Origin of the sequence: Kibdelosporangium banguiense (assembly GCF_017876405.1) — a bacterium.
In the GTDB taxonomy this organism is placed as follows: Bacteria; Actinomycetota; Actinomycetes; order Mycobacteriales; family Pseudonocardiaceae; genus Kibdelosporangium; species Kibdelosporangium banguiense.
On the sequence record NZ_JAGINW010000001.1, the window covers coordinates 5,643,867 to 5,658,558 of the forward strand.

At 65.8% G+C, this 14,692-nt stretch carries 14 protein-coding genes; 5 read left to right on the forward strand and 9 right to left on the reverse strand.

Annotated elements, in window-relative coordinates:
- Positions 1-51 precede the first annotated feature (51 nt).
- Complete coding sequence (locus JOF56_RS26605) at positions 52-888, forward strand: CPBP family intramembrane glutamic endopeptidase (protein ID WP_209642232.1); 837 nt, start codon at positions 52-54, stop codon at positions 886-888.
- On the opposite strand, the gene JOF56_RS26610 is transcribed toward JOF56_RS26605, so the two are convergent.
- From JOF56_RS26610 to JOF56_RS26635, 6 genes are all read right to left on the reverse strand, one after another.
- The gene (locus JOF56_RS26610; protein WP_209642233.1) at positions 866-3,937 is read right to left on the reverse strand and encodes a S8 family peptidase; all 3,072 of its coding nucleotides are present in this window, start codon (positions 3,935-3,937) and stop codon (positions 866-868) included. The two genes, JOF56_RS26605 and JOF56_RS26610, sit on opposite strands and share 23 nt — an antisense overlap.
- Positions 3,938-4,115: 178 nt before the next feature.
- Positions 4,116-5,057 (reverse strand): helix-turn-helix domain-containing protein, encoded by a 942-nt coding sequence (locus tag JOF56_RS26615; RefSeq protein ID WP_245380089.1) that lies wholly within the window; start codon positions 5,055-5,057, stop codon positions 4,116-4,118.
- 106 nt (positions 5,058-5,163) lie between these two features.
- Entirely contained in the window at positions 5,164-5,997 is an 834-nt protein-coding gene (locus tag JOF56_RS26620) for a substrate-binding periplasmic protein (RefSeq protein ID WP_209642234.1), read from the reverse strand.
- Between the two features lie 15 nt (positions 5,998-6,012).
- Positions 6,013-6,744, reverse strand: coding sequence for an amino acid ABC transporter ATP-binding protein (locus JOF56_RS26625; RefSeq protein WP_209642235.1), 732 nt, complete (start codon positions 6,742-6,744; stop codon positions 6,013-6,015).
- The gene (locus JOF56_RS26630) at positions 6,741-7,436 is read right to left on the reverse strand and encodes an amino acid ABC transporter permease (protein WP_209642236.1); all 696 of its coding nucleotides are present in this window, start codon (positions 7,434-7,436) and stop codon (positions 6,741-6,743) included. Before JOF56_RS26630 ends, JOF56_RS26625 begins: the two co-directional genes overlap by 4 nt.
- Before the next feature lies 1 nt (position 7,437).
- Positions 7,438-8,607 (reverse strand): amidohydrolase, encoded by a 1,170-nt coding sequence (locus tag JOF56_RS26635; protein ID WP_209642237.1) that lies wholly within the window; start codon positions 8,605-8,607, stop codon positions 7,438-7,440.
- A gap of 119 nt (positions 8,608-8,726) precedes the next feature.
- Between JOF56_RS26635 and JOF56_RS26640 the strand changes: the two genes are divergently transcribed.
- On the forward strand, positions 8,727-9,809 hold the full coding sequence (locus tag JOF56_RS26640; RefSeq protein ID WP_209642238.1) for an ArsR/SmtB family transcription factor: 1,083 nt from the start codon (positions 8,727-8,729) through the stop codon (positions 9,807-9,809).
- 1 nt (position 9,810) lies between these two features.
- Here the strand turns inward: JOF56_RS26640 and JOF56_RS26645 are convergent, their stop codons facing one another.
- On the reverse strand, positions 9,811-10,329 hold the full coding sequence (locus JOF56_RS26645; RefSeq protein ID WP_209642239.1) for a helix-turn-helix domain-containing protein: 519 nt from the start codon (positions 10,327-10,329) through the stop codon (positions 9,811-9,813).
- 57 nt (positions 10,330-10,386) lie between these two features.
- On the opposite strand from JOF56_RS26645, the gene JOF56_RS26650 reads away from it, so the two are divergent.
- Positions 10,387-11,292: an alpha/beta hydrolase family protein gene (locus JOF56_RS26650; protein WP_245378412.1), complete on the forward strand. Its 906-nt coding sequence runs from the start codon at positions 10,387-10,389 to the stop codon at positions 11,290-11,292.
- A gap of 247 nt (positions 11,293-11,539) precedes the next feature.
- Here JOF56_RS26650 and JOF56_RS26655 read toward each other — a convergent pair whose 3' ends face one another.
- Both JOF56_RS26655 and JOF56_RS60785 read right to left on the reverse strand, forming a co-directional pair.
- Positions 11,540-12,670 carry an HNH endonuclease signature motif containing protein gene (locus tag JOF56_RS26655; protein WP_209642240.1) on the reverse strand — a complete coding sequence of 377 codons (1,131 nt, stop codon included), beginning with the start codon at positions 12,668-12,670 and terminating at the stop codon, positions 11,540-11,542.
- A gap of 292 nt (positions 12,671-12,962) precedes the next feature.
- Positions 12,963-13,199 carry an aromatic-ring hydroxylase C-terminal domain-containing protein gene (locus JOF56_RS60785; RefSeq protein WP_372448188.1) on the reverse strand — a complete coding sequence of 79 codons (237 nt, stop codon included), beginning with the start codon at positions 13,197-13,199 and terminating at the stop codon, positions 12,963-12,965.
- 117 nt (positions 13,200-13,316) lie between these two features.
- Between JOF56_RS60785 and JOF56_RS26660 the strand changes: the two genes are divergently transcribed.
- Together JOF56_RS26660 and JOF56_RS26665 are read left to right on the forward strand one after the other, a co-directional pair.
- Entirely contained in the window at positions 13,317-14,282 is a 966-nt protein-coding gene (locus JOF56_RS26660) for an ArsR/SmtB family transcription factor (protein ID WP_209642241.1), read from the forward strand.
- Positions 14,283-14,406: 124 nt separating this feature from the next.
- Positions 14,407-14,688 (forward strand): RICIN domain-containing protein, encoded by a 282-nt coding sequence (locus JOF56_RS26665; protein ID WP_209642242.1) that lies wholly within the window; start codon positions 14,407-14,409, stop codon positions 14,686-14,688.
- Positions 14,689-14,692 lie beyond the last annotated feature (4 nt).

Below are 14,692 nucleotides of genomic sequence, written 5' to 3' on the forward strand. Positions count from 1 at the left end.
CCCGCGGCGTGGCGCACCGTCAACGGCATCCGTCGACCTCAGGAGGAACTGATGTCCGCGATCGCCGAGTGGTCCCGCAGGCACCGCCTCACCGCGTTCTTCGTTCTCACTTTCGCCCTGTCCTGGTGGCCGTGGCCGTTCTACGCCGCCGGACTGTCCCCGACGTCCTTCTTCGCCGTCGGGCCCGTGATCGCAGCGCTCATCGTCGTGGGCGTCACCGACGGCCGCGCCGGTTACCGCGAACTACTCGCCCGGATGACCCATTGGCGCGTCGGATGGCGCTGGTGGGTGGTGGCGATCGCCACGCCGCTCGCGGTGCTTGCCGTCGCAACAGCGGCGAACGTGACGATCTTCAACGCCCCCGCTCCAGACTTCGGCACCATGGCATGGGGCGACATCGGACTGCTCTTCGCGTTCCGGTTCGTCAACCCGCTCGACGGGCCACTCGGGGAGGAACCAGGCTGGCGAGCCTACGCTTTGCCGCGTCTGCAACAGAAATGGTCCCCGCTGCGCGCCGCCGCCACTCTCGGGGTGATCGTCGCGTTGTGGCACTTGCCACTGGTCGCGGCGGGCAGGCTGGCGTTGTTCGGTATTCCGGTGACCTTCGCGATCACCCTGGTCTACGCCTGGCTGTTCAACCGCACGGGCGGCAGCGGCCTGATGGCACTGGTCTTCCACGTCGCCCAGGGCACGATCAGCTACGCCGCGCTCGGCTTCACCGGCGCGGACGCCGCTCGGATGGACTGGCTTACCGGCGCACTGTGGTGCGTGATCGCCATCGCCCTGGTGACCCTGGACCGCCCGGCCTGGCGCACAAACGGGAAGTGGCGGCGGGTGTCCCCGGTCGCCGCCACTTCCGGTGCTGTCACTTCAGTGCGTACGCCCTGATGATCGTCTGGCGCTGCGCGTTCCCGTCCGGGTCGGTGACGCTCGATCGCAGGGACACGAACTGTGCGCCGGCCGGGTGGTCGGCCGTGGTCTTCCACTGATCGTGATCACGTTTGACGGTTGCCGCCTGCCAGGTCGTACCGTCGTCGTAGGACACCTCGACGACCGGTGTCGACACCCTGCCGGTGACGTCGCTTCCGTTGCGCTGCACCAATACTGGGAATGTGAAGCGTTTCCCGGCTGGTGCGGCGTTGCGGTCGTCGAGGTCAGGTGCGAACCGCACGGCCAGCAACGGCAGGTCGGTTTCCTGGCCGGAGACGTGCTCCGAGGTGAACGTCCACTCGGCACTGACCTTTGTGGACAATCTGGTGCGAGTGGACCGGTCGGCAGACGTACGCATCGTGTACTGAGCGCGTTCCGGCGCGACGTCGAACTTTCCGTTGCCCGGCATCGGAGACTCGCCGACGAGCTTGCCATCCCGCAGGAGTGCCGTGGTTCCTTCGGCCTCGGCGTAACCAAGCCTGCTCGCACCCTGGTCCGCAAACAGCGACAGGAACAGGTTGATCCGGTCACCGGTCCGGGAAGCGAGATGCAACCGTCCGTTCGTGTTCGGCAGCGCGGGCCCGAACACGCCGGTGTTCCAGCGTTCCGTGGTCGTACGGCCCAGCGGCAAGCTTCTCGGCCGCTGCTGGATCCGCGCGGTTTCCTCCCCGTTCGCCGGGTCGTTGCCTTCCCGGAAGAAGGACTCCCATGGTTCGTTCGGCGTGTAGTACTCGGTCAGCGTGCTGGGCAGTGGCAGGGTGAGGAAGTTCTCCCGGTAGCCGACCTTGCCCAGTGTGGCTGCCGCGTGCTCGGATCGCACCTTCGCGAGCTCGGAGTTACGGAAGTGCCACTGGAGGTGCTGTGGTACCGCGCCGTTCTCCGTGTGCCGCACGTGGTAGATGTACGGGCTGCCGTCGAACGAAGCGCCGTTCCACTCGCCCATACGGGCTTCCGCGACGAAGGTGAGTCTGTCCTTCTTCGAGATGGTGGACGGTTTGAACATGTAGCTGTCGTAGTTCCGGATGTCGGCTGTGACGCCGAATCCACCCCAGGCTGTCCTGACCGTGTACTGGAACCGGGCGGAGCCGACCTTGGCGTTCGGCCTGTCCACTGTGAAGCCGACCTGCTTGCCCAGCCGTGCGTCGAGCTTGAGTTCGGTGTCGCCGGTGACCATGACGGCCGGCTCGACGAACTCGGTGTTCCGGTACTGGAACTGGGCGATCTCTGTCTGAACCGAGCCCGTCACGACGAACTCGCCCTTCGGCACCCGCACCGTCACGATGCCGGACGGGTCGTACGGCTGGTACTGCACGCGGTTGTTGAAATCCGTGATATTGGACCAGTACATCCCGGTCGGCGTACCGTTGTGGTCGATGGCCTTCACAGTCACGTCGTAGCTCTCGATCTCGCGGTTCACCGTCATCGGCGTGCGCACCGACTGACCATCACCGGCGGCGATGATCGATCCACTGTAGGCACCGTCGGTACCATCTACTTTGGTATTGGTGATCGCCGTCGCGGTGGCCTGTCCACCGGCGGGCACGGTCAGCTGCGCGGGCTCGACCGTGAACATCCCTTGCGGTGCAGGGGATCCGTTCGGCCCGATGACGGCAGTGGTGAAACCGAGCGTCACCGGCGCGCTACCGGTGTTGGTGTAGGTGATGGGCTTCTTGATCGGCTGGTCATCGTGGTGTGGCCACTGCACCGTGCCGAGGCTGAAGCTGCCCACCGACGCGGAAACCGTCGATGTGACGGCCTTCGCGACGTCCACCCGGCCCGCGCCCTGTTCGAACACGCTCAACGCGGCGTTGGGCTTCGCACTGCCCATCAACGCGGCCTTGAGCCGATCGGCGCTCCAGTCCGGGTGCTGACCGGCGAGAACGGCCGCGGCACCGGAGACATGCGGCGCGGCCATGGAGGTTCCGGACAGCGACACGTAACCATCACCGGCCGGGTCACCGATCTGGCCGTTCTTCGCCTTGGCCGCGACGATGTCCACGCCCGGCGCGGTGATGTCCGGCTTGATCGCGCCGTCCTTACGGCCCCGGCTGGAGGAGGCGGCAAGGTCGTCCTTCTTGTCGACGGAGCCGACAGTCAGCGCGGCGTCGGCGGCACCGGGACTGCCGATCAGACCGCCGGAGTTGCCCGCGGCCGTCACGAACAGCGCACCGGTCTCGGCCGTGAGGCGGTTGACCGCCTGCGACAACGGGTCGGCGCCGTCACTCGGGAACGTGTTGCCGAGGCTCATGTTGACCACGTCGGCGCGGCTCGCGGCCCACTGCATCCCGGCGATGATCCACGATTCCAGGCCGCCGCCGAAGTCGTCGAGTACCTTGGCGTTGAGCAGCTTCGCATCCGGCGCGACACCCCGGTACTTCGCGCTGTTGCCGGTGATGGTCGAAGCGACGTGCGTGCCGTGCCCGGTCCGGTCGTCCGAGGTGTCGCTGCCGGTGAAGTTCTGCTCGGCCGTGACCGCGTCGGACAGGTCCGGATGCGTTGTGTCGATTCCGGTGTCCAGCACGGCGACGGTCGTGCCCGCGCCCGTGTGCCCGGACGCCCACGCCTCGGGGGCACCGATCTGTGGTACCGACTGGTCGAGACTCGCGCGGACTGGTCCGTCAAGCCAGATATGCCGGGCATTCCGCGCGGTGGCCCAGAATTCGGGTGTCCGCTCAATCGACACCGCAGCGGCATTCAGCGCAGGCAGCTCCCGGCCGACCTGCACACCCGCCATGCGCGGGGCCGCACCGGCGTAGTCCACTATCAATGGCAGCCGATCCCGTGACTTGTCGTGGTAGCTGGCTCGTACCAGCTCGCTGACGTTGAACAGCCGCGGATCGAGCTTTCCTTGGGACAGCAGGGCTGCCGCGTCATCAGGCACCACGTGCGTGTCACCGCGCACGTCGGTCCGTGAGAAGAAGTTGACGTGCTTACGCCCCTTGCCTGCCTGCACGTTCACCCCGTACATACCGCCCAAGGTGACCTTGTCCCCAGTGAGCAAGGTCACTGTCGGCCCCGCGGGTTCAGCACCCGATGCCGCGACAGCCCCGACACCTGGCGCGACCAAACCCGAGGTCACCACCGCTGCGATTACGCTTAACCAAGCCCATCTCCGGGCCATCCACCCTCCAGAACCCATGCGGCAACGCCCCAGGTCGCTGCCGGCCGATGATCACTCTCACGCGCTATCCGTCACTCGCGCGAATAGAGTTCACGGCTTCAGGTGCCGGGTCCGGTGATGGAAAGGCGTACCAGCGGACGGCTACCTCGCGGGTGTCCGCAGTGGGATGCCGGCGCAGCAGGCAGTACCGGGCGAGGAGTTCGGCGTACTCGGCGTCGAAGGCGGCGAGCTCGGATTCGGTCAGGTGCAGCCGGGAGCGGTGTGCCTTGCCCCAGGCCCCGAACTCCTGCCGGTGGCCCGCGGCCCAGGTGAGCAGGCGCAGTTCGGTGTCGTACTTCGCGTCGAGGTAGGTCGTGACGACAGTCCGGTCCGCCTGGTCGAGGCCGTCGACCTCGGGCTCTCTCAGATCCTGCGGAACGAGCGACCACCGTCCACCTCGGACCCGGCGGACGTGCCCGGTCCGGGCCAGCTGATGGAGTACTGAGTGGACAGTGGTGGCCGGGCGTTCCAGGGTGGTGGCCAGGTGTTCGACCGTCGCCGGTGCTGCGCTGAGGACGCTCATCACGGCCACACACTCCGGGTTCTGCTGGAGCTCGATGTCATCGATGGTGAGAGTCCGCCGTCGCATGCCGCCGACCACCATCGCGCGGGCCCGCAACACCAGGAGCACGGCGATCGGCACCTCGATGCCGGCGGCAAGGACGATGCTGGTCCATCGATCCGACGAGGTCCAGTCGAGCACGACGTCGAACCACGCGTCACAGCACAGCAACGCGGCAGTCGCGACCAGCAATGCGACTGCCGCACGCCGACGGCGATAACCAAGCCAGGCCGCCAGTCCGAAGCAACACACAAGCACCGCATCGAAGCCGACCCACGCCACCCGCCACTGCCCAGTACTGAAATGGTCGGGCAGTGTGCGGGCGAGGTAGGCCGTCCACGGTACAAGGACCACAGCGGCCACGCCGAGAAAGACCAGAAGCATCCGACGGAACACAATCTCCATAGTAGAAGCCGCCACGGAGTTGTCATCCGGACTTTCCCCTGAGAATCCCCGCTTATCCGGACAATACCGGCATGAAGGCGAGGTAACTCTACAAAGGACCTTTCCGTCAGCGGCCGGTCGGGGCGAGGTCGGTGCCGCGGATCTTGTCGGCCAGCCGAGGGCGTTCCTTGAGCAGGTCGGCCGCGATCGGCGCCTTGAAGTACTTCCGGTATAGCCGCACGTATGTGCCGTCGTCGATCATCGCGTCGATCTGGTTGTCCAGGGCAGCGTGCAGCTTGGGGTCGCCGCCCTTACGCAGAGGAAACGCGCTGCCCTGGGTGCTGTCCTGCTGTGCGGCGATCCGCACTGGTTGCCGGGCGACGTACTCCTCGGCGTCGGCCCCGCCGAGCACGATGGCGTCCACGCCTTTGGACAACAGCTGGCCGATCATGGCTGTCTGGTCTTTGAACTTGACCTTCTCGGTGCCGGCCATCCGCTCGTCCACGAACTTCTCCTGCACGGCGCCGCTGACCACGCCGACCCGCTTGCCGGTGAAGTCCGCCAGTTTCTGCCCGGGCGACTCCTTGAGCGTGACGACGGCGGTGTAGCCCCAGTAGTAGGGCCGGGTGAAGTCGACGTTCTTGCGCCGCTCCTCGGTCACGCCCACGCCCGCGACTCCGACGTCGTACTGCCCGGCGGACAGGCCGGCCAGAATGCCTTGCAGGTTGGTGGTTTTGTACTGGACCTTGAGACCGATCCGGCCGGCGGCCTCGTTCATCAGGTCGACGGCGAAGCCGGTGGGATTGCCTGCCTTGTCGGCCATGGCGAACGGCGGCTGTTCGGACTGCGTGCCCGCGGTCAGTACACCGGACTGGACCAATGAGTAGCCGGAGGACGCAATGGGTTGCGCGGTTCCGCATGCGGTGAGGGTGAGGGCGGTGATGGCCAGGAGAATACGCACGGAGGGCTCCAGGTATCAGAGAACTTGCGAGAGGAACTGGCGCAGCCTGGGGTGACCGGGCTGGTCGAACATGTGGTTCGGGGTGCCGATCTCGGCGAGGACTCCGTCGCACATGAACGCGACCCGGTCGGCCGCCTCCCGCGCGAAGCCCATCTCGTGGGTGACGACCGCCATCGTCATGCCCCCGGCGGCGAGGTCCTTCATCACCGCGAGCACGTCTTTGACAAGTTCGGGGTCGAGTGCGGAGGTGGCCTCGTCGAACAGCATCACCTCCGGTTCCATTGCCAGCGACCGGGCGATCGCGACGCGTTGCTGCTGCCCGCCGGACAGCCGGGTCGGGCGTTGACCGGCGAAGTCCGCGAGACCGACTTCCTCGAGTTTGCGCAACGCGATTCCGTGCGCCTGCTCGCGGTTCATGCCTTTGACCGTGGTGAGGGCGATCGAGATGTTGCGTTCCACGGTCATGTGCGGGAACAGGTTGAAGTGCTGGAACACCATACCGATCCGGGCACGGGCCGCGTCGAGGTCGGCGCGGGGATCGGTCAGTTTGGTGCCGCCGAGCCACACGTCACCGGAATCGGGGCTCTCCAACAGGTTCAGGCATCGCAGCAAAGTGGACTTGCCGGACCCGGACGGGCCGATGACGCACAGCGTCTCGCCTCGCCGCAGTTCGACGCTCACCTCCCGGAGCACCTCGAGCGTACCGTAGCTTTTGGACAGTCGTTCGACACGTAGTAACGCGGTCATCGTGCTCCCCGTAGGCGTCGGTCGAGGTGGTTGACGAAGTGGGTCAACGGGATCGTGAGCATCAGGTAGCACAGGCCTGCGGCGATCAGCGGTGACGAGTTGTAGGTCCGGGCGACCTCCTCCTGGGCGATGAAGAACAGTTCGCGCTGGCCCACGGCGAGCCCGAGCAGGTACACCAGCGAGCTTTCCTTGATGTCCTTGACGAACTGGCCGGTCATCGCGGGCAGTACACGCCGGATACCTTGCGGGACAACGATCAGGCGCATCGCTCGCAGGTAGCTCATGCCCAGTGCCTGGGCGGCGTGCATCTGCCCGGCGTCGACGCTCTGGATGCCGGACCGGAAGATCTCGGCGGTGTAGGCGCCGGAGATGATGCCGATGGCGAGGATCGCGTAGCCGAACGGGCTGGTGCCGAACGGCCGGACCCCGGCGGCGGGCAGGCCCACCCCGACGGCCATCACGGTGATGATCACCGGCAGCCCGCGGAAGACGTCCACGTAGATCCGGGCCGGCAGCCGGACCCACCATCGCTGTGACAACAACAGCATCGCAGCGAGCAGGGCGATGACCGTGCCCAGGACGATCGCGCCCGCCGCGATCGCCAGCGTGTTCAGCAGTCCTTCCCGCAACAGCCGGGGAAACGTGCCCCAGATCAGGTCCCAGTTCAGGAACGTGTTGACGAGATTCTCCATGTCACGCGCCTTGGGTGAATTCGGCGTGCGCGGCGGCCAACAGGCCCGGGTCGCCGAGCAGGTCGAGCACGAGTGCCGCGAGACCGGTCGCCATGTTCTGGGTGGCGTCGCGCGCTTCGGTTGTGGCAGCGGCGTCACGCATCCGTTCGGAGTGGCCGGGTGTGTCGCGCGGGCAGATCTGCACGTATGGGTGGATGATTGGCAGCCGGGCCGATACGTTGCCGATATCCGACGAGCCCGCGGCGTTCGAAGGGGAAGGTGGTTCGAGCTCCAGGCCGAGTGAGGCTGTGTAGTCCGCGATCCGGTCGGCCATGACCATGTTGTTGTGCCGTTCCGCGTATCGTGGCGCTGTTTCGGAGATGTCCACAGTGGTCTCAGTCGCGGTCGCGGCACCCTCCGCCGCGGCGTGGACCCGGCCTATCAGGGTTTCCAGCGCGGCGGCGGTCTGGTCTCGGACGTAGAGGTCGACCTCGGCGCGTTCGGGCACCACGTTCGGCGCATCCCCGCCGTGCGCCACGATCCCGTGAATCCTTGCCGCAGGCTGGATGAACTGCCGCATCGCGTCGATCGCCGCGAAGAACACCTGTGTACCGGCGGCCGCTGACCGGCCTTCCCATGGCGCTTTGGCCGCGTGTGCCGCTTTGCCGTGGAACGTGACGCGCAGGTGGGCAGAAGCCAGCGAGTGCCGGGCGCGGAGGCTGCGGTCCGCGGGGTGGAACATCACCGCGGCGTCGACGCCGTCGAACACGCCCTGGTCCAGCATCAGGATCTTGCCGCCGCCGCCTTCCTCACCCGGCGTGCCGATCACCGCGAGCGTGCCCGGATGACCTGTCCTCGCGACTGCGATCGCCGCGACCAGGCCGCCGGCCGCAATGAGGTTGTGCCCGCAGCCGTGGCCTACGCCGGGCAGGGCGTCGTATTCGAGCAACACTGCGATGGTCGGCCCATCTGTGACACCCCGATGGGTCGCCACGAACGCGGTCGGCAAACCGGCCACACCCTTGTCGACCTCGAAACCGGCACCGGTGAGCTCAGCGGTCAGCCGTGCCGCCGCGTGGTGCTCCTCGAACCGGGTCTCCGGCCGGGCGTGCAGGTCAAGGCTCACCTCGTCCAGCACCGGCCGGAGTCCACCGAGGATGGCGAGCAGTTCGGGAGGAATTCGCAAGGACATGGAAACTCCGGGGGAATGGTTACCGATTCGCGGAAGAAGCGTTCGCAAACCCTAGGAGCGATTTGAATCCGGACGCCTATCATTACCGCGATCGCGGTAAATGTCCGGGAGGTGCGCTGGTGAGCGTGGTGCTGCTGCTTGCCGGAGCCACCTCGGCGTCATTTGCCGTCGGCGAGTCGCCGTTGGCGGAACTGACCGCGGCATTGCACGCTTACACCGAACCGGAACACCATCCGGGAGCGTGGCGCTGGGCCCGTGGCCTCGACGAATCACTCGACTCGGAACTGCGACGGCGTATCCGCGCCTGGTCCCCGCTATGGGCGTCCTATCGCGCTCGCTACCTCGTGCCGCTGCATGCGGCGGGCGATCGCACATTGACCCAGGAACTCGCCGACATCGAGGCGCTTCCGCAGGCCCGGTTCGCCGAACTCACCGGCTACGCGATCCGTGGCGGCAACACCGGTGAACCCCTCGACCTGGTGCTGACCGACCCCGCCCAGCAGAAAGGCCTGCGCGCGACCGCCGAACTACGCTCCACAACCCGCGCCGAACTGGCCGACCGGCTGCTCACATCACCGACGGCCCTGCGCACCGACTTGATCGAACTGCTGAATTCGGCCGCCGACGCACTCGCCTCAGACCTGGCCAAGGCGCGCAGACTGATCAAATCGCGCCTGCCGGCCCTGCGCCGTGCACTGTCGGCCGACGGCCCGGCCCAAGCCCTGACAGGCCTGGATGCCTCAGCGGCCTACCTGCCCGACCCACCCAGAGTGGTGTTCGACAAGTTCCACCACGGCATCGTCCCCGTCGCCACCACCCGTTGCCTGATCACACCATCGGTCTTCGGCCGTCCCCACCTGCTGGTCAAACACGAGCAAGGCTTCCCCGCCGTCATCCAGTTCCCCTTGCTGCCAGAGGGAAGCGAGCAACCCGGACACTCCACAGTGCATCTACGGCTGGAAGTCCTGCGCGACCCCCAACGCCAGCGCATAGCCCGCGCCATCGCCCGTGAACCCCTCACTCCGACCGAACTCGCGCGCCGCAGCGGCATGACTGTCCCGCAGGTGTCCCGCCATCTCGCCCGCCTGCGCGACGCCGGTCTGGTCACTGTGGACCACGTCGGCCGACGCGCGTACTACCAACTCAACCTCGAACCAGTCCGCCGCATCGGCGAAGACCTTCTTACTGCCTTGTTCCGTTGAGTCATTCGTCGGCCGGCATGGCGACGAGGCTGATCATGCGGCGGGTGCGGTCAGGGCTGGAAGCGCGACCTATCCGGGCGGTGACGGCCGCGCGTACTTCGGCCAGTAGTTCAGCCATCTCGGCGTCGGTCAGCCAGAGCGCGGCTTGTTGGTAGGTCACGCCGTCGGCCGTGGGGTTGGGCGTGTCTCTGGCCAGGTAGCCGTCGAAGTCGGCGAGGAGGCCGCCGACGAAGGCGGTGAAGGCCCGTCGGTGGTCGTCGGTGGTCATGGCGGCCGGGTCGAGTTCGGTCCGGTCCCAGCGCACTCGGTAGGTACGTTCGACTGCGCCCCGGATTCGCTTCTCGTCCAGCACTTCCAGCACTCCGGCGGTGGCCAGGGCCGCGACATGGCGATACATGGTCGCGGGCGGGATGTCGGGCAGCCGTTCGCGCAGTTGCGTGGTCGTGGCGGGGTGCCCGTCCAGGAGCGTGCGAAGGATCCGCAGGCGGACGGGGTGTAGCAGCAAGTCCAAGGTCGCCATGGACACATTATTCCAACCTCTGATACCTTTATCAAAGTTGATAACGATGGAGGCGGCATGACGGAGACCAGCGTGAGCGTTCTGCACGAGATCGAGATGACTGCCCAAGCCGACGACGGGCTCGCCCTCGCGGGCACCCTCACCCTGCCAGCGGGACCAGGACCACACCCTGCGGTGTTGTGCCTGCCCGGCTCTGGACGAATCGACCGTGACTCCAACGCAGGACGTCTGCGCATGAACCTAGGCCGCCCACTGGCCACAACGCTTGCCCAGCACGGAATCGCGTCACTGCGCTACGACCGTCGCGGCGTCGGCGCCACCCAGGGCGACTGGCGCGAGGTCGGATTCCTGGACAACCGAGCCGACGCAGCCGCAGCCCTGCGTGCCATGCGCGCACACCCCGAGATCCGTCCGCACGCGGTCGGCGTACTCGGACACAGCGAAGGCGCGGTACATGCAGCGTGGTTGGCCGCGCACACCGACATATCAGCCGTCGTGCTGCTAGCCGGCTACGCAAGGCCTGGAGAAGAGGCCGTGCAATGGCAGCTCGCTCAACTGGCGGACAGCCTGCCGCGCATGGTTCGCCCTCTACTGCGTCGTTTCGCGGCCCGGCAGTTGACCCGCTTGAAAGCAGCCGACACAACCCGAGTCGCCGGCATGCGGATCAACGCCCAGTGGTGGCGCGAGCAACTGGCCTACGACCCACGCCCGGACCTGGCCCGCATCAACACTCCAGCCCTGGCAATCACCGGTGAAAAGGACATCCAGGTAGACCCAGCCGATCTGGAAGTGATAGCCAACCTGGCCAAGGCAGAAGTCCGCCGAATCCCAGACCTGACCCACGTACTGCGCCGCGACCCCGGTCCAGCATCCATGCGGTCGTACCGCCGCCTACTCAGCGAACCAGTCGACGCCGCACTGCTCACCAACGTAACCCAATGGCTGCTCACCCAACTCCGCTGACAAGCAACCAAGGGAATCCAAAATAGATCCCTTCCTGTCCCACGGCGCTAAGTGCTGGAACGTAACCAACACAAGGCAACCAGCGCTGGTTCCGCAGCGTTCGGCTGGAAGCTGAACTCCAACGTAACCAACGGCGCTGACGTGCCCAGCGATGACCCCCTTCGAAACACAACCGGAACACCGCGTTGACCGGGAACAGGCAGCAAGCATCGACAAGTACCCGGCCACCGTTTTACTGGGGTGATGGTTAGAAGGGTGCGGGTTCGTAGGGCTCAGGTGTGGTGGTGTGGACGCGGTGGGCGGGTGTGCGGAACACCAGCGTGCCCGGCAACGGCTGGGTCATGTCCCAATCACTACGCTCGCGCATGAGGTTGTGTTTACGGCACAAGGCGTTGGTGTTGTCCACAGAGGTCACACCGCCATCGGCGTACCGCACGGTGTGGTCGATCTCCGAGCGATCCGCTGTTCTGCCGCAGCCGGGTTGCCGACAGGTTCGGTCCCTCAACCGGACATGGCGTGCCAAGGCGGCTGAGGCGTACCGGCGTCGGCTCACCTCCAACACCTGGCCGTGCTCGTCGGTGATCACCCGCCGCCACATCGCATCCTGCGCAAGCTCGCTGGCATACTCGGCCGTGATCGGCCCATAACCGCTGATCTCACCCGGAAGTCGGGTCAACCCCAACAACGTCGACATCGGCACGGTGACGTTGAGGTTCACCCGCAGCCGCTCGTTGTTCTTGCCCAGCACCAAGTCGAGAAAAACATCCGCGCGGCATTGGGCCAGGGTTTTGTCGGGGGTTTTGACTTTGTTGGCCAACATGTTGATCTGGTCGTAGGCGGCCTGGGCTTCATGCGGTTCGAGGGTGATGGCCAGCTGGCCCATACCGTCGGGCAGATCCCGGCCGGTCACATCACGGTCGGCTTTCGCGGTGCGGCGCAGACGTTCCGCGGCCGACGGATCCACGGCGATCACGTGGTAGCGCACACTGTGCCGGAACCGGCTCGGGTTGGCGCGTTTGCCGAAGGCGAGAACCTTCGACTCCACCCGCCGGGCCTGCTCCTCGGTCAGTACGGAGGTGAGATCGTTCATCGCTTTGGCGCGGACGTAGTCGATCTCGCCCGCTTCCAGTGCGTCGGTGGTCGCGGGTAGCCGGGTGACGAGATCGCGGGCTTGGGAGATGTGGATGGCCGCGGTGTGCGGGTTCATCGCCAGCTCGAGGGCCACTTCCTCAGGAGCGCCGTCGGCGAGGTCGGTTCCAGCACGCCCGGGTGCACGCAATTCGGCGAACCGGGCCAGGAGCCGGGCTTTGCGTGCGTCGCAGAAAGCCCGGGCCTTGTCCACGTCGATCAGGCTGTCGAGGACTTGGTTGGCGTTCATCTGATGAATAGGGATGTTTGCCGGCGGGGTGGTGTCCCGGAGGGCAAACAGCGTATTCTCGCCCATATGTTCACACTACCGGAACAACCCGGCAATGACGTCACTCTATCGGGTGTTCTTGATGGTACTTGCTGCCTGTTTCCGGGCAAAGCAGTATTGCGGTTGTGGTTTTGAAGGGGTCATTGCTGGGCACGTTAGCGCTGTTGGTTACGTTCCAGCGCGTTAGCGTTGTGGGAAGGGAAGGGATTTTTTCGGTTCTTGGGTTTTGTTTTGGTTATCTTGGGTCGACGGGTTAGTTTGGGGTGAACCAGCGGGTGAGGGCTGCTTTTAGGGTGTCGGGGTCTTTGCCTGCCCAGGCGATGTAGCCGTCGGGGCGGATGAGTAGTGCGGGCGCTGGGGCGGAGTCCGCGGTTGCGGTTACGTGGCGGACTCGGTTGGTCCATGGTTCTGCGCCGGGCGAGTCGATCCACGAGATCGTCGACGAAGTGTGGCTGCCACTGTTGTGAGAGCCTGCACCGTTCGTCGTCAAACTGTGGCGGTACGCGCCTAAACTTTGGCGGTATTTCTCTCTTTGACCCTGCCGCCGGGCAGTCGTGGTGTTCTAGCGTCGGCCGCCGGAACTGGGGATCTGGGCGGAGGGGGATCCGTGCTGCGCATCTATTTCACACCCGAGGACCTGACCAGGACGAGAATCAGTGCTGCGCAACCGATGTGGGAGATACTGCTCAGCCTGTACCGGTTGCGTCAGCGCAAGGGGGCGCCGGTCCACGAGGAGTGGCGAAGATCGGTGGTCACCAAGACGCCGGTGACCACCCGGCTGCTGACTGATCTTGTGCCACAGTCCGGTTACGCGGTCGACTTCCTTACCCCGATGACCAACCAGCTCTCGCTTGCCGACGGCCTCGAGGCGATACGCAGTACGCCGAAACGACGGCTTCGCAAGGATTTGGCCATTCTGGCCGGTGGGCGGCAGTTGCCGTCGTGGACGACTTCACTTGCCGACGGCAGAAAGGAATCCGTCGTCCAGCTTGCCGATGCGGTGGACCGGTATTTCGCGTCCTGCCTTGCACCGTACTGGGATCGCATCAGTGGGCGGATCAACCAGGAGCGCGCCACGCAGGCGAAACTGATGGCCGACGGCGGATTCGAGCGCCTTGTCCAAGCGCTGCACCCGACCGCGCGATGGCACTATCCCGTGCTGGAAATGGGATACCCGGTCGAGCATGAACTGCATCTGGGTGGCCGGGGTCTTCAGCTGGTGCCGTCCTTCTTCTGTCAAGGGCTGCCGACGACTTTCCTCGATGGTGACTTCGAACCGGTTCTGGTGTATCCGATCCAGCATCGACCGGGCTGGTCCGCCGTCGACGGCTCCCGGGGATCGCTTGCTTCTCTGCTTGGTCGTACCCGCGCCAAAGTGCTCGAAGCCATCGGTGAAAGCCCTTGCACGACAAGTGAAGTAGCCCGGCGTACGGACACGACCCTGTCGACCGCGAGTCAACAGGCGTCCATGCTTCGTGCGGCCGGTCTCGTCACCAGCCGCCAGAACGGCCAGTCGATGCTGCACACGGTCACCTCACTCGGCCTTGCGCTGATGGCTGGAAGCTTTTCGTAGCACAGCAGATGAGCGAAAGCGTTTCCACAGTGGCGGAAACCTTTGACCGGCCGCCGGTATGCGATCCACGATCCCGACGGGCGACTGTGCCCGCAATGAACCGCAGGTTTCTGGAGGGCGTTGCATGGCTCGAAGATCACACAGGTGGGCAGGTGGCGCGATCGCCTTGGTGGTGGCGGGAGGGCTGGTCGCAGGTTCCGGTATCCCACAGGCGAACCAGCAGTTCCGTTTCGACTACGTCGAGGGTGGCGGTGTGGACGTCGCGGTCCGGGCGCGGCCGGTGCACAGCGAGAAATGCCTGGACCTCACTGGTGCAAGCCAGGGTAATGGCGCCCCGTTGATCCAGTGGGCCTGCGCGGACGCCACAAAGTCGAACCAGTTGTTCTATCTTCGCCCCGAACCGTAAGGAG